Annotated in this window: 17 protein-coding genes; 8 read left to right on the forward strand and 9 right to left on the reverse strand. The window is 63.8% G+C overall.

Annotated elements, in window-relative coordinates:
* Nucleotides 1-20 precede the first annotated feature (20 nt).
* Nucleotides 21-1,433, reverse strand: coding sequence for an FAD-binding oxidoreductase (locus tag AC0L2D_RS02070; RefSeq protein ID WP_013531008.1), 1,413 nt, complete (start codon nucleotides 1,431-1,433; stop codon nucleotides 21-23).
* Between the two features lie 163 nt (nucleotides 1,434-1,596).
* On the opposite strand from AC0L2D_RS02070, the gene AC0L2D_RS02075 reads away from it, so the two are divergent.
* Nucleotides 1,597-2,076: a thioesterase family protein gene (locus AC0L2D_RS02075; RefSeq protein ID WP_013531007.1), complete on the forward strand. Its 480-nt coding sequence runs from the start codon at nucleotides 1,597-1,599 to the stop codon at nucleotides 2,074-2,076.
* Between the two features lie 235 nt (nucleotides 2,077-2,311).
* Nucleotides 2,312-2,509: a hypothetical protein gene (locus tag AC0L2D_RS02080; protein ID WP_013531006.1), complete on the forward strand. Its 198-nt coding sequence runs from the start codon at nucleotides 2,312-2,314 to the stop codon at nucleotides 2,507-2,509.
* A 28-nt stretch (nucleotides 2,510-2,537) separates the two neighbouring features.
* On the opposite strand, the gene AC0L2D_RS02085 is transcribed toward AC0L2D_RS02080, so the two are convergent.
* Entirely contained in the window at nucleotides 2,538-3,017 is a 480-nt protein-coding gene (locus AC0L2D_RS02085) for an Lrp/AsnC family transcriptional regulator (protein ID WP_473540236.1), read from the reverse strand.
* A gap of 89 nt (nucleotides 3,018-3,106) precedes the next feature.
* Between AC0L2D_RS02085 and AC0L2D_RS02090 the strand changes: the two genes are divergently transcribed.
* The 3 genes from AC0L2D_RS02090 to AC0L2D_RS02100 all read left to right on the forward strand — a co-directional run bounded on the left by AC0L2D_RS02090 (nucleotide 3,107) and on the right by AC0L2D_RS02100 (nucleotide 5,713).
* The gene (locus AC0L2D_RS02090; protein WP_013531004.1) at nucleotides 3,107-4,015 is read left to right on the forward strand and encodes an EamA family transporter; all 909 of its coding nucleotides are present in this window, start codon (nucleotides 3,107-3,109) and stop codon (nucleotides 4,013-4,015) included.
* A gap of 106 nt (nucleotides 4,016-4,121) precedes the next feature.
* Nucleotides 4,122-5,270, forward strand: a complete 1,149-nt coding sequence (locus tag AC0L2D_RS02095; protein WP_027160613.1) for a histidine kinase dimerization/phosphoacceptor domain -containing protein — start codon at nucleotides 4,122-4,124, stop codon at nucleotides 5,268-5,270.
* Nucleotides 5,267-5,713: a response regulator gene (locus AC0L2D_RS02100; protein ID WP_013531002.1), complete on the forward strand. Its 447-nt coding sequence runs from the start codon at nucleotides 5,267-5,269 to the stop codon at nucleotides 5,711-5,713. The genes AC0L2D_RS02095 and AC0L2D_RS02100 overlap by 4 nt, the downstream gene beginning before the upstream one ends.
* Before the next feature lie 9 nt (nucleotides 5,714-5,722).
* Here AC0L2D_RS02100 and AC0L2D_RS02105 read toward each other — a convergent pair whose 3' ends face one another.
* Entirely contained in the window at nucleotides 5,723-6,610 is an 888-nt protein-coding gene (locus AC0L2D_RS02105) for a dienelactone hydrolase family protein (protein WP_473540237.1), read from the reverse strand.
* 427 nt (nucleotides 6,611-7,037) lie between these two features.
* On the opposite strand from AC0L2D_RS02105, the gene AC0L2D_RS02110 reads away from it, so the two are divergent.
* Nucleotides 7,038-7,472 (forward strand): hypothetical protein, encoded by a 435-nt coding sequence (locus AC0L2D_RS02110; RefSeq protein WP_013530999.1) that lies wholly within the window; start codon nucleotides 7,038-7,040, stop codon nucleotides 7,470-7,472.
* 138 nt (nucleotides 7,473-7,610) lie between these two features.
* Here the strand turns inward: AC0L2D_RS02110 and AC0L2D_RS02115 are convergent, their stop codons facing one another.
* Nucleotides 7,611-9,926, reverse strand: a complete 2,316-nt coding sequence (locus tag AC0L2D_RS02115; protein WP_473540238.1) for a glucose/quinate/shikimate family membrane-bound PQQ-dependent dehydrogenase — start codon at nucleotides 9,924-9,926, stop codon at nucleotides 7,611-7,613.
* A gap of 194 nt (nucleotides 9,927-10,120) precedes the next feature.
* On the opposite strand from AC0L2D_RS02115, the gene AC0L2D_RS02120 reads away from it, so the two are divergent.
* Both AC0L2D_RS02120 and AC0L2D_RS02125 read left to right on the forward strand, forming a co-directional pair.
* On the forward strand, nucleotides 10,121-10,951 hold the full coding sequence (locus AC0L2D_RS02120) for a DUF2059 domain-containing protein (protein ID WP_127366017.1): 831 nt from the start codon (nucleotides 10,121-10,123) through the stop codon (nucleotides 10,949-10,951).
* 91 nt (nucleotides 10,952-11,042) lie between these two features.
* A complete protein-coding gene (locus AC0L2D_RS02125; RefSeq protein WP_473540239.1) occupies nucleotides 11,043-13,643 on the forward strand; it encodes an ATP-dependent helicase in 2,601 nt (866 codons plus the stop codon).
* Between the two features lie 139 nt (nucleotides 13,644-13,782).
* Here AC0L2D_RS02125 and AC0L2D_RS02130 read toward each other — a convergent pair whose 3' ends face one another.
* From AC0L2D_RS02130 to AC0L2D_RS02150, 5 genes are all read right to left on the reverse strand, one after another.
* Complete coding sequence (locus AC0L2D_RS02130) at nucleotides 13,783-14,832, reverse strand: ABC transporter permease (protein WP_473540240.1); 1,050 nt, start codon at nucleotides 14,830-14,832, stop codon at nucleotides 13,783-13,785.
* Nucleotides 14,829-15,626, reverse strand: a complete 798-nt coding sequence (locus AC0L2D_RS02135) for an ATP-binding cassette domain-containing protein (RefSeq protein WP_023813110.1) — start codon at nucleotides 15,624-15,626, stop codon at nucleotides 14,829-14,831. Before AC0L2D_RS02135 ends, AC0L2D_RS02130 begins: the two co-directional genes overlap by 4 nt.
* Before the next feature lie 89 nt (nucleotides 15,627-15,715).
* Nucleotides 15,716-16,729 (reverse strand): substrate-binding domain-containing protein, encoded by a 1,014-nt coding sequence (locus tag AC0L2D_RS02140; RefSeq protein ID WP_473540241.1) that lies wholly within the window; start codon nucleotides 16,727-16,729, stop codon nucleotides 15,716-15,718.
* 103 nt (nucleotides 16,730-16,832) lie between these two features.
* Complete coding sequence (locus AC0L2D_RS02145) at nucleotides 16,833-17,741, reverse strand: sugar phosphate isomerase/epimerase family protein (RefSeq protein WP_473540242.1); 909 nt, start codon at nucleotides 17,739-17,741, stop codon at nucleotides 16,833-16,835.
* Nucleotides 17,738-18,769, reverse strand: a complete 1,032-nt coding sequence (locus tag AC0L2D_RS02150; RefSeq protein WP_027160620.1) for a Gfo/Idh/MocA family protein — start codon at nucleotides 18,767-18,769, stop codon at nucleotides 17,738-17,740. The genes AC0L2D_RS02145 and AC0L2D_RS02150 overlap by 4 nt, the downstream gene beginning before the upstream one ends.
* Between the last annotated feature and the right edge of the window lie 138 nt (nucleotides 18,770-18,907).

Genomic DNA, 18,907 nt, shown 5'->3' on the forward strand with positions numbered 1-18,907 from the left:
ACCTTGCGTCGGAAAATCGGTTAGTTTCCCGGCAAGATCTTGCCCGGGTTCATGATATCAAGCGGATCGAGCGCCTGCTTGATGGTGCGCATGATGTCGACGCCGTGGCCGAGCTCGTGGCGCAGGAAGCCGATCTTGCCCTGGCCGATGCCGTGCTCGCCGGTGCAGGTGCCGTCCATGGCGATGGCCCGCATGTTGAGCCGCGCGACGAATTTTTCCGACAGCGCGATCTCCTTGGGATCGTTCACATCCATCAGCACAAGCACGTGGAAATTGCCGTCGCCGGCATGGCCGACGATCGGCGCGATCAGGCCCATCTCGGCGATATCGGCCTCGGTTTCCATGACGCATTCGGCAAAGCGCGAGATCGGCACGCAGACATCGGTCGACAGCCCCTTGGCTCCCGGCCGCAGGGTCAGCGACGACCAGTAGGCGTCGTGCCTCGCCTTCCACAATTTGGTGCGCTCCTCGGCGACGCTGGTCCACAGGAACGGCCCGCCGCCATTTTCCTCCGCGATCATGCCGAAGGTTTCGGCCTGTTCGGCAACGCCGGCATCGCTACCATGAAACTCGACGAACAGGCACGGGCTCTCGGGATAGTCGAGCTTGGAATAATTCTTCATCGCCCGCATCTGCAAGGCGTTGACCAGTTCGATGCGCGCCACCGGGATGCCCATCTGGATCGTCGCGATGACCGCGTTGCAGGCCGCCTCGACGCTCGGAAACGGGCAGACGCCGCCGGAGATCGCCTGCGGGATGCCTTGCAGCTTCAAGGTCAGCGACGTGATGATGCCGAGCGTGCCTTCCGAGCCGACCAGCAGCCGCGTCAGATCATAGCCGGCCGAGCTCTTTTTCGCCCGCTTGCCGGTTGTCACCGTTTCGCCGTCGGCCATGACGGCGGTCAGCGACAGCACGTTCTCGCGCATCGTTCCGTAGCGCACCGCGTTGGTGCCGGAGGCCCGCGTTGCGGCCATGCCGCCCAGCGAGGCATTGGCGCCGGGATCGATCGGAAAGAACAGGCCGGTGTCGCGCAGATGCCGGTTCAAATCCTCACGGGTGACGCCGGGTTCGACCGTGCAGTCGAGATCCTGCGGATTGACCGCCAGGATACGGTTCATGCGCGATGTGTCGACCGATATGCCGCCGCCCGGTGCGTTGGTGTGACCCTCCAGCGAGGAGCCGACGCCGAAGGCGATCACCGGCACGCGGTGCGCCGCACAGGCGCGCACGATCTCCTGCACCTCGGCCGTCGTCTCGGGGAACGCAACGCCATCCGGTGCCTGCGTCGGAATGTAGGTGGTGGTATGTGCATGCTGCGAGCGGATCGCCTGGCCGGTCTGGAATCGCTCGCCGAGCTGCTGCTTGAGGATCCCGAGCACCGCAGCGATGCCTTCCTCGTTGCGTTCGACCGGGTTGAGGTCGCTCAGAGCCATGAATTCCTCCGCGAATGGACCAGCGTCCATGCTTGTTATGCGTCTATGGATGCGTAAAGCAATTCCAGGAAAAGTGTGAAGCGGTTTTCCGTCCGAAATTGCGTCAGAACAAATAGAGTCTCCGGAGCCACGCTCTGTCCAGCACCAGAACAAGGAAGTTTCGATGCCCATCCCCACTCCCTTCGTCTCGAAACCCATGGACATCGAGAAGGACTGGATCGACTACAACGGCCATCTCAACATGGCCTATTACAACGTGCTGTTCGACCGCTGCTCGGACGACGCCTTCGAGGCAATGGGCATGGGACCGAACTATGCCAGGGATCGCCGCCTCACCATCTACACCGCCGAAGTCCATGTCTGCTACGTGCAGGAGCTGCATCTCGAGCACAAGGTCACGGTCTCCTTCCAGCTCATCGACCATGACGACAAGCGGCTGCGGGCCTATCAGGAAATCCGCCATGTCGACGGCTGGCTGGCCGCGACTTCCGAATCGCTGTCGCTGCATGTCGACATGTCCGGGCCGAAGGTGGCGCCCTTCCCCGCCGATGTGCTGGCCAGGGTCGAAGACATGCGCGCCGCCCATTCGGCCCTGCCGATGCCGGAACGGGCCGGCCGCTCGATCGGCATCAAACGCAAATAGGGCGATGCCGACACGTCTCGTTTCCGGCTTCAAAGCCACACCGGCGATCTAAAATCGCAGAACCTTGCCATCGACCGGCGGCGGCGCTTGAAGCGGCGCGGCGCCCTCGTTAACCTTACCAAGGTTTTAACGGGAACAAGCCATTTGAGCCGTTGCGCGACTCAGCGGGCCGGTCGAAAACGATCTGCATCGAGGTAGCGACACGGGCGGCGCGGCGCCGGTTCGAGGAAAGTGCATGAAAACCGACATCAAGGTCGAGGTGGACAGGTTGGCTGCCGATCCGCGCATCACCGACTACGATTTCTGGCGCTCGCTCAAGAACGTCAACAATGAGATCTTCCACATCGCCAACAACAACGAGCCGATCCCGTTCGACATGATCCGCTGGCGCGCCATCCTGAAACAGGCGCGCATGAAGCGCGGCCACGCATAAGGTCCTCGAACGGAACAATCCCCGCAGGTCAAGCATGGCGCCTCAACGCCGCCAGGGCCGAACGCGCCACCACCGGCGAGGACTGGATGATCGCCGTGTTGGTCATCGCGTAGGGAATGATGCGGTCGATCACCCGCTCGAGGTCGACCACCGACCCGACATGCGCCAGCGCGATGAAACAATCCTCTCCGGTTACGCGGTCGCATTGCACGATCTCCGGCAGTTCGCGGATGATCTCGGCCACGACGGCCAACTGCCCCGGCACTGGCCGGATGCGCAGCCATGCCGACAGCGGCAGGCCGAGTGCCGTCGGGTTGATCCTGACCGAATAGGCCTCGATGACGCCGCTTTCCTGCAGCCGCTTGATGCGCTCAGCCACACTCGGTGCCGACAGGCCCACCGAGCGTGCCAGCTCCGCCGTGCTGGTGCGCGCGTCCTTTTCCAGCAGGCGCAGGATCTTCATGTCGGCGGCATCGAGATCGGCGCTTTCAGTTCGAAGGCGCTTCATGGAAAACTCCTTTATTCCGGGAGAAAGATAGCCGAAAGAGCTAATCATCATCTATATAAATAGGCAAATCTGCCTGCGATACTGATCCGATGGATGATCAAACGCAAGCTCTCGCGGCGACCCCTGCCCCGGGCAACTTCACCCTGGGCAAGCTGACGGAAAAACTGCCGCCGCATGTCTGGTTCGGCGTCAGCGCCGTCTTCCACTATCTCGGGCCGGCCTTCGCCGTGCTGCTTTTCCCGCATGTCGGCGTGCTCGGCATGGCGTGGCTGCGCATCGCCACGGCAGCACTCATCTTCGCACCCCTGACCCGTCCATGGCGAAGCTTCGCACGCGCCGATGGCACGACGCGGCTGCTGTTGCTGGCCTTCGGCGCCTGTCTGGCGGTGATGAACTGTTCGTTCTACCTGGCGCTCGACCGACTGCCGATCTCGCTGGTGGCGGCGATCGAATTCGTCGGCATCATCGGCGTCGCGGCGATCGGCCTCAGGAGCACGCGCAATCTCGCCGCCCTTGCCATCGCCGTCGCCGGCACCTTGCTGCTCATCGATGTCAGATGGTCCGACGATCCCATCGGGCTGTTCTGGGCCATCCTCAACGGGGCGCTGTTTGTCGGTTACATCGTACTCGGCCATCGCGTCGCCGCTTCAGGCGCCGGCAGCGGCATCGCCGGTCTGGGTGCTGCCATGGCGATCGCCTTCATCGTCGTGCTGCCGATCGGCTTCACCGATGCGCTGCCGGCCTTTTTCTCACTGCCGCTGCTGCTCGCCGCCATCGGCGTCGGCATCTGCTCGTCGGTCATTCCTTACATCTGCGACCAGCTCGCCATGTCGCGGCTGCCACGCGCGAGCTTCGCGCTGATGCTGTCGCTGCTGCCGGTCACCGCGACGCTGATCGGCGTCGTCGTGCTGCGCCAGATTCCGGGTTTTATCGATTGCCTCGGCATTGCGCTGGTGGTCGCCGGCGTCGCCTTCCACAAGCCGGCATCGGCCGGCTAACTCCGGAGGCCTGATTCTCAGTACGAACTGCGACAGGAAGGCTCAAGATTGAACCAAATCGGCGTCTGATCCGTTGTCACCCGCGAAAATGGCTTGGAGTGACAGAATGGAATGGAAACGGACCAGGGAGCCTGCCGACGCCTGGCACATGACGGACGATCTGCATGTCGAGCACGGCAAGGGCGATCCGTTCGCGGCGGCTATCCGCGCCACCCGCATGTCGATGATCATTACCGATCCCCGACAGCAGGACAATCCTATCGTGTTCGCCAATGACGCTTTCCTGCGACTGACCGGATATGAGCGTCATGAGGTTCTGGGCAGGAACTGCCGCTTCCTGCAGGGACCGAAGACCGACAAGGCCGCTGTCGAACAGATACGCGCGGCGATCGAGGATGAAACCGATGTCAGCGTCGATATCCTGAACTACCGCAGGGACGGCTCGACCTTCTGGAACGCGCTCTACATCAGCCCGGTTTCGAACGACAAAGGCGATTTGCAGTTCTTTTTCGCATCGCAGCTCGACGTCTCGGATCGCAAACAATCGGAGAGTCGCATCAACGCGGACAAGGACCGCTTCGAAAAGGCGGTGAAGGAGCGCACCGCGGAACTGGAAGCCGCCCTCGAGGCGCAGACCACCTTGCTGCATGAGGTGGATCACCGGGTGAAAAACAACCTGCAGATGATCTCTTCCCTCATCATTATGCAGCGGCGGACCATACGGGACGAAGCGATCAGGCGTTCGTTGACCACCATGCTGGAGCGCATCGAAGCCCTGAGCACCGTGCATCGGCGGCTTTATCAGTCGAAGGACGTCAGCAAGTTCGATGTGGCGGATTTCGCCAAGGATCTGGTGACAGACCTGCTGACGGCGTCGGGGCGCTCTGAGATCAGTCCGGCTCTCGACCTGGAACCGATCGTCATTTCCGCGGAAAAGGCAACGCCCGTCGCTCTGATGGTCAACGAACTCGTCACCAATGCTCTCAAGCATGCCTTCAAGTCCAAGCCCGACGGAATGTCGGCCGGCCGCCTGGGCATCAAAATGAGCCAGCCCGACGGCCACTTGAATATCGAGGTGTCGGACGACGGCGTCGGCATGGCCGACGCCAACGGCGATGCCTCGTTCGGCATGCGGCTGATCAAATCGCTCGCCCGCCAGTTGCATGCCGAGATCGAATGGCGCGACACCGGCCCCGGCACGAAGGTCGTTATCTCGATCCCGAACGAACCTCAGGAAAAAGGGAATGTGTCATGATTGAGCCGCTCAAGGTCCTGATCATCGAGGACGAAGCGCTGCTGGCAATGGAGCTGGAGAGCCTTGTCGAGGACGCCGGCCACAGCGTCGTCGGCTGGGCGACCTCTTCGGCGGAAGCCATGGCCATGGCGGATGCGACCGAAGCCGATATCGCCTTCGTCGACATCCATCTGAGTGACGGGCCGTCCGGCATCGACGTGGCCAAGTACATAGGCGAAAGGAAGAGTTCGACGGTGGTGTTCATGACCGCCAATCCGAAGCGCATCCCCGATCATTTCGCCGGCGCGATCGGCGTCATAGCCAAGCCTTACACGATGAACGGGCTGACGTCGGCGTTGCGGTACCTGCAGGAAGGCGTGCGCCGCCCGCCCCCCGTTTCGGCGCGGCCGGCCGGCTTCACCCTGTCGCCGGCCTTCGAAACCGCCTGGGCGCCGGCGGCATGACAGCTGAAGTCATTTCAGTTGTTCCCGAAGGAAGGCGATCGTTCTGCCCCAGGCGAGGTCAGCCGCCTTCTTGTCGTAGCGCGCCGCCGACGTATCGTTGTTGAAGGCGTGGTTGGCGCCTTCATAAACATAGACCGTGTAGTCGACATGCGCCGCGTCGAGTTCCTTCTTGAAGGCGTCGATGCCGGCATTAATGCGCTCGTCGAGTCCGCCATAGTGCAGCAGCAAGGCCGCTTTGATCTTGGATACATCGGCGGCCTTCGGCTGCATGCCGTAATAGGCAACGCCGGCACTGAGATCAGGCGCGTTGACGGCCAGCATGTTAACCGTGCCACCGCCCCAGCAGAAGCCGATAGCGCCGACCTTGCCGTTGCCGTCCTTGTCGCTCTTGAGGAAAGCGACGGTCGCAACACCGTCAGCGATGGTCTGCGCCGGATCGAGCTTGCCGAACATGTCGCGCGCCTTGTCTTCGTCGGTCGGCGTGCCGCCGAGCGGCGACAGAAAATCCGGCGCCAGCGCCACGAAGCCTTCCAGCGCCACGCGCCGCGCCACATCGCGGATATGCGGGTTGAGCCCCCTGTTCTCATGCACGACGATGACGGTACCGAGCTTGCCCGCCTGGTTCGCCGGCTTGACCAGATAGCCCTTCATCTCGCCGCTGCCGCCGGGGTAGCTGATGTCCTCGCCCTTCACGCGCGGATCGTTGTCGGCGACGATTGCTGCTTGCGCCGAATTGGCCGCCAGAAGCGGCGCGATCGCCGCCGCCGCCGCACCTGATCCGGCAAGCCGGGTCAACTGCTCCATGAACCGGCGGCGATCGAGCGTCAGATGCGTGTACTCGTCATAGGCGTCGATCATCGCCTGGGTGATGGTGGGCTTGGCGTCGGGTCTCGTCATGGATGGGCTCCTCTGCTTCGGGCTTCAATTCCCAGCTACATAGGGACCAAGCCGGCATCATCCAGTCGAGCACTCATCGCTGCCGTCGATCGCCTCAGGCGTATGCCGCCGGCCGCGTCCGGGCAGCAAAGCCGGTGCCCATGCGCGGCCGTGTCATCACTTTTTAGTCATTGGCGATAAATCCTGCTGGCGCTGCCACAATCGTGAAGGAAGGTGGCTATCGACGGTATCTTGACCGCGTGCCTCAGACCCAGAAGGAAGCGAGACCATGACCATGCCTTCCCCGATCCTCGCCAGCGCGGTCGTCCTTGCGGGGGCCGCCGCTTTGGCCCTACGCTCGATGGTTGTGAATGCAGGCAGACTATCGTTGATCAGGGTCCGCACTGAGCGGAACCGCAACACGAAAACCCAGGGTTGAGGTGACGCCATGAACGTCCAGGACATCGTCAACACCGTTTCGCAGAAGGCGGGCCTCGACCAGGCGACGACGGAGAAAGTCGTCGGCACCATTTTCTCGGTGCTCGAACACGAGGCGGAAGGCACCAGCGCCTCGGCGTTCTTCGCCAAAATCCCCGGCGCCGACGACCTCGCCCATCAATATGACGTCATGGCCGCCGCTCCGGCCGGCGGTGGCGGTTTTCTGTCGTCGTTGCAGGGCGCGCTTGGCGGCGTTCTCGGCGAGAAGGCCGGCGCGCTGATCAACGGCATCGCCGCGCTCAAGGCATCCGGGCTCGACATGGCGCAGATCCAGAAGGCCGGCGCGACGCTGATCCAGCAGGCCGAAGCCGCCGCCGGCCCCGACCTGACCAACAAGGTGCTCGGCTCGGTGCCCAGCCTGAAGGGTCATTTGGGGATTGGCTGATCGACAACGGGCCGATCGGAAGATTTCCCGCCCCTCATCGCCCAGTCGGGCACTTTTCCCCGTCACTATGCGGGGAAAGGATACCGGCACAGATGAGGGGCGGCGCGACCTCTGAAAGATCGCGTTACCCTGTCGCCCCTACTTCGGCAGCGCGTAGGCCATCACATAGTCACCAGGCTTGGTGCCGACCGAACCGTGGCCGCCGGCGACGATGACCACGAACTGGCGGCCGTCGGCGACCGTATAGGTCATCGGCGTCGATTGCCCGCCGGCCGGCAGCCGCGCCTGCCACAGCTGCTTGCCCGATGTCAGGTCGTAGGCGCGCAGGTAGTCGTCGACTGCGGCCCCCAGGAAGGCGACGCCACCGGCGGTGATCATCGGCCCGCCGATGCCGGGCACGCCGACCTTCAGCGGCAGCGGCAGCGGCGTCATGTCGTAGACGGTGCCGTTGCGGTGCTTGTAGGCGATCTTGCCGGTCCTGAGATCGGCACCGGCGACATAGCCCCAGGGCGGCGCCTGGCAAGGAATGCCGAGCGGCGACAGGAACGGTCCCATCACCACCGCATAGGGCGCGCCCTCGTTGCGGTTCAGCCCCTGTTCGCTGCCCCGCCCTTCGTCCGGCGGCGGCACCTGATCGCGCGGGATCAACTGCGACTTGAACGCCAGATAGGTCGGCATGCCGAACAGCACCTGCCGGACCGGGTCGACGGCGACGCCACCCCAGTTGAAGGTGCCGAAATTGCCGGGGTAGATCAGCGAGCCCTGGACGGAAGGCGGCGTATAGCGACCCTCATAGCGCAGGCCCTGGAATTCGATCCGGCAGGCCAACTGGTCGAACATGGTGAGGCCCCACATGTCGGCGCCGGTCAGCGGCTTCGGCATGAAGGTGAGGTCGGAGACCGGCTGCGTCGGCGATGTGTGGTCGCCTTCGATCGCGCCGCCGGGCGCCGGCACTTCGTTGACCGCGATGACCGGCTCACCGGTGCGGCGGTCGAGCACATACAGATCGCCCTGCTTGGTCGGTCCGACCAGCGCCGGCACCACCGTGCCGTCGGGTTTGGTGATGTCGATCAGGCTCGGCTGCGCCGGTACGTCCATGTCCCAGAGATCGTGGTGCACGGTCTGCCGCACCCATCGCACCTGTCCGGTGTTGAGGTCGAGCGCGGTGATCGACGACGAGAAATTCTCGACATTGGCACTGCGCCCGGCGCCGAGCTGATCCGGCGTCTGGTTGCCGAGCGGCACGTAGAGCAGGCCGAGCTTCTCGTCGGCGCTCGGCGTCGACCACATGTTGGGCGAGTTGGCGGTATAGGTCTGGCCGGCCGGCAGCGGGGTCGTCTGGTCCGGATTGCCGGAATCCCAGTTCCACACCAGCGCGCCGGTGGCAGCGTCGTAGGCGCGGATGACGCCGGACGGCTCCTGTGTCGAATAATTGTCGTTGACCGCGCCGCCGACAATGATCTTGCCGCCTGAGATCAGCGGTGCCGAGGTCGAGTAATAATAGCCCGACTTCGGATAGGGCATGTTGGTCAGAAGGTTCAGCGTGCCGCCCTCGGCGAAAGCCGGGCAGATCTGCCCGTTGGCGGCGTCGAGCGCGATCAGCCGCGCATCCGAGGTCGGCAGGTAGACGCGGGTCGCACAGGGCTGGCCGGCGGCGCCGGCGGCATCGGCGTAATAGGCCACACCGCGGCAGGTCTGGTGCTGGCGGTCCTTGTCAAGCTTGACCTTGGGATCGAAGCGCCATTTCTCCTTGCCGCTCGCGGCATCGATGGCGATGGCGAAATTATGCGGCGTGCAGATGTAGAGCGTGTCGCCGATCTTCAGCGGCGTCACCTGATAGGTGGTCTCGCCGACATCGTCCGGTCCCTTCACGTCGCCGGTCTGGTAGGTCCAGGCAGGCTGCAGCTTGGCGACATTGTCCGGTGTGATCTGGTCGAGCGGCGAATAGCGCTGGCCGAACTGCGTGCGGCCGTAATAATGCCACTCGCCGGCCGGCACGTCATTGCCGAGATTGGCGTTGGCGACCACCTTGTCGGTGCCGAGTTCGCCGGCAATGTCCTTCGGATCCGAAGTCATCGAATAACCGGCGACGGCCAGTGATGCCAGCACGGCAAGGATCAGCGGCGCGCGTGCGTCAGGGCCGACAAGACCCCGTCTCGCCCACGGCGTCAGCAGCCACAAAGCGAGAAGCACGATGACGCCGCCGCGAGGCCCGAGTTCCCACCAGTCGAAGCCGGTTTCCCAGACCGCCCAGGCCAGTGTGCCGAGCACGATCGCCGCGTAGAGCCACAGCGCGGTGGACCGGCGCCGGTAGAGCAGCCAGGCGGCGATCAGGAAGGCAAGGCCAGCAACGACATAGTACCAGCTGCCGCCCAGCATCGCCAGGCGGATGCCGCCGCCGCCGAGTGCCAGGCCGATGAGGAAAAGAATGAGGGAGGTGATGGTGACAGCCAAGATGATACTCCTTCGACTGTTGCGCTTTGCCACGCCAAGGACAGCCCGATGTCCCGTTCCTGCCCTGCGCACAGCTTTCTCCTGCCCGCCCCGCCTGTCAAGCTGGCCCACACGCCAAGGTGGCAATTCATCTTGCCTGCGGTCGGGTTATCGAGCAGTCTCCGTCGCAGCATCACCGTGGAGTAGACCGAGTCATGCCCTTCGTCTTTCCGCCATGGATGCGCATTGCCGGCGCGCTGTTCGGCTTCGTCGTGCTTATGGCTGGCAGTCAACCGGCGTCGGCACAAACGCTCGAGGAGATCAACAAGGCAAGCGGCTTCCACGAGATGCTGGCCGGCCTCGGCCCAAGCATAGTCGCCGGCATCAAATCCGTGCCGGGGCCGGAAAAAGTCAAGGAAGCCTTGTCCGCCGCCGCTGAAGGCGCTTTTGACGCTGACAGGATGGAGAAAGCCGTAGAGGCGCGGATGACGGGCCGGTTGCAGCCCGTCGATCTCACCGATCTGGCTGCTTTCTTCGATTCACCATTGGGCAGGCGGGTCACAGCCCTGGAGATCCAAGCGTCCGATCCGCAAGCCGTGGGGCGCAAGAAGATCGAAGGTCCGAAAATCCTTGGAGGACTTCAGGCGGGAGATCCGACACGGCTCGCGTTGTACCGGAAAATCGTCGACGATACCAGCGCCGTGGACATGGCTGAAGCGATCGCATTGAACATGGGCTATGCGATGGTTTCGGGAATGCTCGCGGCAGCCGGGCAGCCTTTATCGGATCAGCAGATAATGGTGCTGGTGCACAAGCAGGCCGGCAACCTTCGTGAAAAAGCCGAAAAGGGGATCATGGAAGGAAATGCTTTCGCCTATCGTGACTTGTCGCTCGACGATCTCAGGCTTTACGCGGCATTTCTCGCGTCCCCTGCGGGCAGCCATTACTACGACCGGATGCAGACGGCACTCGGCGCCGTGATGACCGATGAGGCGCGTTCGTTAGGGCAGCGATTTTTCGTCGCTCTCGGCTACCGCAAGGCCTGAACAGCCCGTACATCCTTGCCGCCAGCACTTTAGCGGAACAAAACGTAGACAGTTCTGGTCTTTCCCCACCGAATCACTACATTCGGGGGCGATGTCCGGCTTTTCCGAAGACATGCCCTTTTTCGACGAACCCAATGCGCGGCCCTCGGCCCCGTCGGGTATCGCCGCGCGCGCCATGGCTGCCTGCAGCGGACACAACAACGCACCCGACTATCTGAAGGGCCTCAACCCGGAGCAGCGGCTAGCTGTTGAAACAACGGAGGGTCCGGTTCTGGTGCTGGCCGGCGCCGGCACCGGCAAGACCCGCGTGCTCACCACCCGCATCGCCCACATCCTCGCCACCGGCAAGGCGTTCCCGTCGCAGATCCTCGCGGTGACCTTCACCAACAAGGCCGCGCGCGAGATGAAGATCCGCATCGGCGTCCTGATCGGCGAAGGCAATGTCGAGGGCATGCCATGGCTCGGCACCTTCCACTCGATTGGAGTGAAGCTGCTTCGCAGACATGCCGAACTCGCCGGCCTGCGCTCCGACTTCACCATCCTCGACACCGACGACGTCGTGCGGCTGATCAAGCAGCTGATCCAGGCCGAAGGTCTGGACGACAAGCGCTGGCCGGCCAAGCAGTTCGCCCAGATGATCGACGGCTGGAAGAACAAGGGGCAAGGCCCCGCCGACATTGCCGAGGGCGACGCGCGCGCCTTCGCCAACGGCAAGGGCCGCGAACTCTACAAGGCCTATCAGGAGCGGCTGAAGACGCTGAACGCCTGCGATTTCGGCGACCTGCTCTGCCACCCGATCCGCATCTTCCGCGCCAATCCGGACGTGCTGAAGGAATACCATAAGCGCTTCAAGTACATCCTCGTCGACGAGTACCAGGACACCAACACCGCCCAGTACATGTGGCTGCGGCTGTTGGCGCAAAGGCCTCAAGGCAAGCCGATCTCCCCCCTTGAGGGGGAGATTGGGCGCTCTTCGGCCGAAACCCGCGCCACCGTAAACATCTGCTGCGTCGGCGATGACGACCAATCCATCTATGGCTGGCGCGGCGCCGAGGTCGACAACATCCTGCGTTTCGACAAGGATTTTCCCGGCGCCACCATCATCCGGCTGGAGCGCAACTACCGCTCGACCGCGCACATCCTTGGTGCCGCCTCCCACCTCATCGCCCACAATGAGGGCCGCTTCGGCAAGACGCTGTTCACGGATCGCAACGATCCCGAGGATGGCAAGGTCAATGTCCACGCCGCCTGGGATTCCGAAGAAGAAGCCCGCGCCATCGGCGAGACCATCGAGGCCTATCAGCGCCAGAAGCACAATCTCAACGACATGGCTATTCTTGTCCGTGCATCCTTCCAGATGCGGGCCTTCGAGGATCGCTTCATCACACTCGGCCTCAACTACCGCGTCATCGGTGGCCCGCGCTTCTACGAGCGCCTGGAAATCCGCGACGCCATGGCTTTCTTCCGTGTCGTCGCGCAAGGCGCCGACGACCTCGCTTTCGAACGTATCGTCAATGTGCCCAAGCGCGGCTTGGGCGAAGCCACCATCCGCCAGATCCACGACACCGCCCGTGCGCTGCGCATCCCTATGCTGGAGGCCGCCGCCAAGCTCGCCGAAAGCGACGAGTTGAAGCCGAAGCCGCGCGCCGCCTTGCGCGAAGTGGCGGCCAATTTCGAGCGCTGGCAGAAGGCGCTGGAAACCACGCCGCACACCGAACTCGCCGAGACCATTCTCGAAGAGAGCGGCTACACGGACATGTGGAAGAACGACCGCTCGGTCGAAGCCCCCGGCCGGCTGGAGAACCTGAAAGAGCTGATCCGCTCGATGGAGGAGTACGAATCGCTGCGCTCCTTCCTCGAGCACGTCGCGCTGGTCATGGACGCCGAACAGAATGCCGGGCTCGACGCCGTCTCGATCATGACGCTGCATTCGGCCAAGGGCCTCGAATTCGAGACCGTCTTCCTGCCCGGCTGGGAGGAAGGCCTGTTCCCGCATCAGCGCGCGCTCGATGAAGGCGGCCGCTCCGGGCTGGAGGAAGAGCGCCGCCTCGCCTATGTCGGCCTGACGCGGGCCAAGAAGAACCTGCATATCTGGTTTGTCTCCAACCGCCAGATCCATGGCCTCTGGCAGTCGACGATCCCGTCGCGTTTCCTCGAGGAATTGCCGAACGCCCATGTCGAGGTCGCTGAAAGCGGCAACTCCTACGGCGGCTACGGCAATTCCTATGGCGGCGGTTCCTTTGCCTCCAGCCGCGGCGGCCAGGGCGCAGGACGGCAGAACCCCTATGGCGCCTCGCGCTTCGACAATGTCGGCGCCGACAGCGAAAAGTCCGCCGCCTTCTCCAACACCTATGCGACGCCGGGCTGGCAGCGGGCGCAGGCCAACCGCACCGAGGCGACCGACCGCAACTGGGGCTCGCGCTCGGGCCATCAGGTCGAGCGCATCGGCTATGGCGAGACGGACAGCGGCTACGGCGCCGGCCGCACCTCGGTCAAGGGCCGCACCATCGACGGCGAACTGGTCGCCAAATCCGTCTCCGACAAGCCGTCCGCCTTCAACGTCGGCGACCGTGTCTTCCACCAGAAATTCGGCAACGGCAACATCTCGGCCATCGAAGGCAACAAGCTGACCATCGACTTCGACAAAGCCGGCCAGAAACGCGTGCTGGACGGGTTTGTCGCCGCGGTGTGAAGATGGCGTTTTCCCCGCGGAAGCCTCACCTTCGTCATCCGCAAGGAGCGTAGCGACGCGGCGCAGACCCGTGGATGACGAAGTGGATTGATGTCTACGCCGATCGTCAAGGCATGCGGTCCGCCAACGAAACAGCCCCTCACCGATACCGCGCCTGATTCCATTTGTGCCCCAGCAGCGACAGGATGATGATCAGCCCGTTGAAGAACTGCACATAGAAACCGCTCAATCCCGCCGCCACGACGCCGGTCTGGATGAAGGACACGGTAACCGCGCCGATGGCGCCGCCGACGACAGTGCCGATGCCGCCCCAGGTCGGCGTGCCGCCGACGAATACCGAGGCCAGCACCGGCAGGAGATAGCCGTCACCGGCGGTCGGCCACCAGGTGAAGTTGATCATCACCGAGAAGGTGCCGGCGATCGCCGCACCGATGCCGACGAAGACGAACACTTTCACCCGCACGCGCTTGACGTCGATGCCCATCTGCTGGGCGCTGTCGGGATTGTCGCCCACCACCCTCACCTGCGCGCCGAAACGATGGCGGTTATAGAGCATCGCCGACAGCACGACGAAGCCGATGGCCCAGAAGATCTGCACCGGAATGCCCAGGAGCTGGCTGGAGAAGATCGTGTAGGCCCAGCTGTCGCTGAGGCTGGTCAGCGCCATCGACTTGCCCTCGTTGATGATCTGGATCAGGCCGCGCAACAGGAAATTCATGCCCAGCGTGGCGATCAACGACGATAGCCCGCCATAGACGACCAGCGAGCCTACGAGGAAGCCGAGCAGCATGCCGGTGACGAGTGCCGCGGCGATGCCGAGAAACGGATCGTAACCGGCCTGCACGACCAGCGCGAAGACCCATGAGGCGAAGCCCATCGTTGCCGGAAACGACAGGTCGATCTCGCCGCAGGTGACGACGAAGACCAGCGGCACCACCACGAACAGCGCAACGGGGAGCGTCGTCAGCACCGAACGGTAGAGATACCAGGTGGTGAAAACGGTCGGGTTGGCGATCAGGAACACCGTCATCATGACGATGAACACGGCGAGCGTGCCGAGCGCGGCACGGTTGTCGAGGATGAAGCCGCGCATCCAGTGATCGGATGGGTGCCTCCATTCCTTTTGAGAACTGGGACGGGGAATGCCGGCGGACGGCTCGTGCAGGTCGGGCTCCATGGTCTTGCTCATCGTGCTCTCTGCTCCGCGTCGCCGGCATCGTGCAGCCCGGCCAATCCGCCGGGATGCGCGACCTCTTCCATGAAGTTGATGAGATCTTCGGCCGACTTGACCTCGCTGCGGTCGGTCGTCAGTGCAACCTTGCCGCGGTCCAGCACCACGAAGCGGTCGGCGATGTCGAAGACATGATGGATGTTGTGGCCGATGAACAGGATCGAGCGGCCGCTCGCCCGCACCTGGCGCACGAAATGGAATACCTTGGCGGTCTCGGTCAGCGACAGCGCCGTCGTCGGTTCGTCGAGGACGATCAGCTCGGCCTGCTTGTAGATGGCGCGGGCGATCGCCACGCCCTGGCGTTCGCCGCCCGAAAGCTGGCCGACGATCGACTGCGGCGTGAACACTTTCGAGGTGAAGCCGATCTCGCGCATCAGCCGGCTTGCCTCCTCGATCTCCTTGTTGACCCTGAGAAAGCCCAAGAAGCCGGTCAGCTCGCGGCCCATGAAGATGTTGCGAACGATGGTCTGCTGCACGGCCAGCGCCCGGTCCTGGAACACCGTCTCGATGCCGGCTTCGCGGGAACGCGCCGCGCTCCACCCGGTCACCGGCTTACCACGCACGAGGATTTCGCCGCTGGTCGGCTTGACCACGCCCGAGAGAATCTTGATCAGCGTCGACTTGCCGGCGCCATTGTCACCGAGCAGGCCGACCACCTCGCCGCGGTCGACGCTGAGATTGACCCCGCCCAGCGCATAGACCTGGCCATAGGACTTGCTGATGTCGCGCAGTTCGATGAGGCGTTCGGCCATCGGATGCTCGCTTTCATTGTCTCGTGCCGGCGTCGTCGCCAGCGGTCCCGCCGGCCGGGGCCTGAGATCCCGGCCGGCGGCTTGGGAGGTCAGCGCAGCGCCTGCTTGGCGAGCTCGGCGACGATCTCGTAATTTTCGGGCGTGACGAAGCCGGCGCCGGTGTCGACATTCATCGGCGCCAGCCCCAGCACAACCTGCTGGCAGAGGCTGAGGATCGGCAGATAGCCCTGCAGGAACGGCTGCTGGTCGGCGGTCAATTGCACCCAGCCACCCTTGAAACCCTCGACGATCTGCGGGCTGGTGTCGAAGCCGAAATTGAAGATCTCGCCCGCCTTGCGTCCGGCCGCCTGCATATAGGTCGAGACATTGCCGAGCATCTGCCCGCCGGGATAGCCGACCGCCTTGACGTCGGGATTGTTGAGCAGCGCCGCGGTGATCACCGGAATAGCCAGATTGGGATCGGACGCCCATTCGCCGCTCGGCGGTGAGGACAACTGGATGACCTCGACGCCGGCGTCCTTGAGCGCTGCCACCGTGCCACGTTCGCGCGCGCCGCGACTTTCGTTTTCGAACGGACCGATCATGATCGCCTTGTCGCCGGCCTTCAGCTTGCCCAGTTTGAACGCCTCGGCGCCGAGCGCGCGGCCCTGCTGTTCCTGCTGGGCGCCGACATAGCCGCCGCCGAACGCTTCCACCACCTTCGGCACAGGCACGTTCTGGTACATCATCTTGATGCCGTCCTTTTGCGCCTGTTCGGCGAGCGGCATGATCGATGCATCGCCCGGATGGCCCATCATGGCGATGCCGTTGGGCTTGACCGCGACGGCCTCGCGCAGTTGCTGAACCATCTTTTCGATGTCCCACTGGGAGAAGATGTAGTCGACCTTCGGCCCCAGATCGGCCTCTGCCTGCTTGGCGCCATTGTAGACGATGGTGCCGAAAGCGTCGCCCTCGGCGCCGCCGACGAAGAAGCGGATGTGGACGTCCTTGCACCATTTGGCGTCGAGCGCCTGCGCGGGCAAGGTGGAGATCGCAGCGGCAACCACCGTGGCGGCGGCCACGACGGTCGAGCGCAGAACTGTCCTTCTCATCGTCATGCTCATGCACTTATCCTCCCTTTTTGTCCTCGCAAGCGAGGGGTTTCGACATTCGCTTCGGCAATGTGCGTTGCAGACATCCCGGCCGGCTCCTCCCGCCGGCCGATCCTCACATCGGGTTCGGCAGGTAGCTGGCCCCTCCCCGGCATTGCTTGAGATATTCCAGCGCCCGCACCTGGCCGGTGATCTCGAGGTCGCCGCGATAGACCGGGTCGTGCCAACCTTCGATATCGATGGCCCCCTTGTAGCCGGCCAGCCGCAATTCGCTGATCACCCGCGTCCAGTCGCTGTCGCCGAAGCCCGGCGTTCGCATCTGCACGAAGGGCATCCGGCCGAACACGCCATGCTCGCGGATGACATCCCAGCGCACCGTCGCGTCCTTGCCGTGGACGTGGAAGATGCGCGGCGCCCATTTGCGGATCTGCGGCATCGGATCGATCAGATAGACGAGCTGGTGGCAGGGCTCCCATTCCAGTCCGAGATTGTCGTCCGGCACTTCGTTGAACATCAGCTCCCAGGCGTCCGGATTGTGGGCGATGTTCCAGTCGCCGGCGGCCCAGTTGCCGTCCATCGCGCAGTTCTCGAAGGCGATGCGCACGCCCTTGTCGGCGGCGCGCCTGGCCAGCGGTCCCCAGACCTCCTTGAAGCGCGGCAGGCTGTCGGTCAGCTTCTTGCCGCGCAGGCGGCCGGTGAAGCCGCTGACCATCGAGGTGCCGAACAGATGCGCATTGTCGATGACCGTCTCCCAGGCCTTGAGCACGCCGCGATCGACCTCGCCGTCTTCCAGCGGATTGCCGAACACGCCGAGCGAGGACACGGTGACGTCGGCATCGCCGATCGCCTCGCGGATCTGGCCGGCCAGCCGCGGCAAATCCTTGCCGCCAAGCGTCTGCCAGAAGAAGGGCTGGATGCTCTCGAAGCCGAGCGGCAGGATCTGCTTGATGTAAGCCGCCGGGTCGTCGAGATTGGCCCGCACCATGGTGCCGATCCGGATGTCGAGAAGCGGGTTCGGCGTCATTGTGCTTCCTCTGCGATTGTCACGCGGCGGCCGGTCTCGGCGCTTTCGATGGCGCCAAAAACCATGGCCAGGCTCTTGATGTTGTCGCCGCCGCGCGTTTCCGGCTCGGTGCCGGTCTCGATGGCGTGCATGAAATCCTGGAGAATGCCGAGATGGCCGCCGACGCGATCGGACGCATCGAGCGGCGGCACCTCGATCGGCTGGGTTTTGTCGAACATTCCCTCGCGGCCCGGCATCACTGCTTCTGCCCTCAAATCGTCATGACCGTCCCAGATGAGGCTGCCGCGCTCGGCAACGATGCGCCATGCACTTTCCCAACTGGTGCGGAAGCCGGCCGCGCACCAGCTGCCGGCGTAGGTGAAGACCTTGCCGTCGCCGAGATCGAAGACGGCGCTGGCCGAAGATCCCTGCCTGTACCAGGAACTGGCCGGCTCCCATTCCTGGCAATAGACGCCGGCCGGCTCGCCATTCACCATGTAGCGAGCGGCGTCGAAGGTGTGGATCGCCATGTCGAGCAGCAGCACATGGGCCATCTCCTCGCGAAAACCGCCGAAATGCGGCGCGACGAAGAAGTCGGCGTGGATGCTGGTCGGCGCACCGATGGCGCCGGAGTCCAGGAACCTCCGGATGCGCCTGACATTGGCGACATAGCGGCGGTTCTGCACGACCGCATGGATGCGCCCGGCGCGACGCGCGGCCTCGACGATGGCGCGCGCATTTTCCGGACTGTCGGCGAGCGGCTTTTCCGTCAGCAGATGGCAATTGTGCGCAAAGGCGGACAGCGCGACCGCGCGCCGGGCGGCGGGAACCACGACATCGAACACCGCTTGCGGTTTGATCTGATCGAGGACGGTATCGAGGCTGCTGCCGATGACGGCATTGGTGAGGCCGTATTCGTGCGCCCGCGCCCGTGCCCTGTCGGCATCGAGATCCACAAGGCCGACAATGGCGAGCCCGTCGACTTGCTGCGCGGCATCGAGCCAGGCCTTGCTCATCGCTCCGCAACCGACCAGGACGGCATTGATCATCCGGCGCTCCTCCTCCGCTCGGTCCCTCCAGACCGATCGTCACGGCATCCACGGCATGACCGTAAACGTTTTTCCGTAAACGTTTACGAGAACACACCCGAAGGCGTAGAATGTCAATTGGCCGCTCGTGAAAATCGT

Source organism: Mesorhizobium sp. WSM4833, assembly GCF_055811095.1.

Coding starts and splice junctions, on each gene's coding strand:
- AC0L2D_RS02070 (WP_013531008.1), bottom strand. CDS start 1,433: ATGGCTCTGAGCGACCTCAACCCGGTCGAACGCAACGAGGAAGGCATC.
- AC0L2D_RS02130 (WP_473540240.1), bottom strand. CDS start 14,832: ATGAGCAAGACCATGGAGCCCGACCTGCACGAGCCGTCCGCCGGCATT.
- AC0L2D_RS02120 (WP_127366017.1), top strand. CDS start 10,121: ATGCCCTTCGTCTTTCCGCCATGGATGCGCATTGCCGGCGCGCTGTTC.
- AC0L2D_RS02075 (WP_013531007.1), top strand. CDS start 1,597: ATGCCCATCCCCACTCCCTTCGTCTCGAAACCCATGGACATCGAGAAG.
- AC0L2D_RS02100 (WP_013531002.1), top strand. CDS start 5,267: ATGATTGAGCCGCTCAAGGTCCTGATCATCGAGGACGAAGCGCTGCTG.
- AC0L2D_RS02140 (WP_473540241.1), bottom strand. CDS start 16,729: ATGAGCATGACGATGAGAAGGACAGTTCTGCGCTCGACCGTCGTGGCC.
- AC0L2D_RS02090 (WP_013531004.1), top strand. CDS start 3,107: ATGGATGATCAAACGCAAGCTCTCGCGGCGACCCCTGCCCCGGGCAAC.
- AC0L2D_RS02125 (WP_473540239.1), top strand. CDS start 11,043: ATGTCCGGCTTTTCCGAAGACATGCCCTTTTTCGACGAACCCAATGCG.
- AC0L2D_RS02080 (WP_013531006.1), top strand. CDS start 2,312: ATGAAAACCGACATCAAGGTCGAGGTGGACAGGTTGGCTGCCGATCCG.
- AC0L2D_RS02150 (WP_027160620.1), bottom strand. CDS start 18,769: ATGATCAATGCCGTCCTGGTCGGTTGCGGAGCGATGAGCAAGGCCTGG.
- AC0L2D_RS02105 (WP_473540237.1), bottom strand. CDS start 6,610: ATGACGAGACCCGACGCCAAGCCCACCATCACCCAGGCGATGATCGAC.
- AC0L2D_RS02145 (WP_473540242.1), bottom strand. CDS start 17,741: ATGACGCCGAACCCGCTTCTCGACATCCGGATCGGCACCATGGTGCGG.
- AC0L2D_RS02085 (WP_473540236.1), bottom strand. CDS start 3,017: ATGAAGCGCCTTCGAACTGAAAGCGCCGATCTCGATGCCGCCGACATG.
- AC0L2D_RS02135 (WP_023813110.1), bottom strand. CDS start 15,626: ATGGCCGAACGCCTCATCGAACTGCGCGACATCAGCAAGTCCTATGGC.
- AC0L2D_RS02095 (WP_027160613.1), top strand. CDS start 4,122: ATGGAATGGAAACGGACCAGGGAGCCTGCCGACGCCTGGCACATGACG.
- AC0L2D_RS02110 (WP_013530999.1), top strand. CDS start 7,038: ATGAACGTCCAGGACATCGTCAACACCGTTTCGCAGAAGGCGGGCCTC.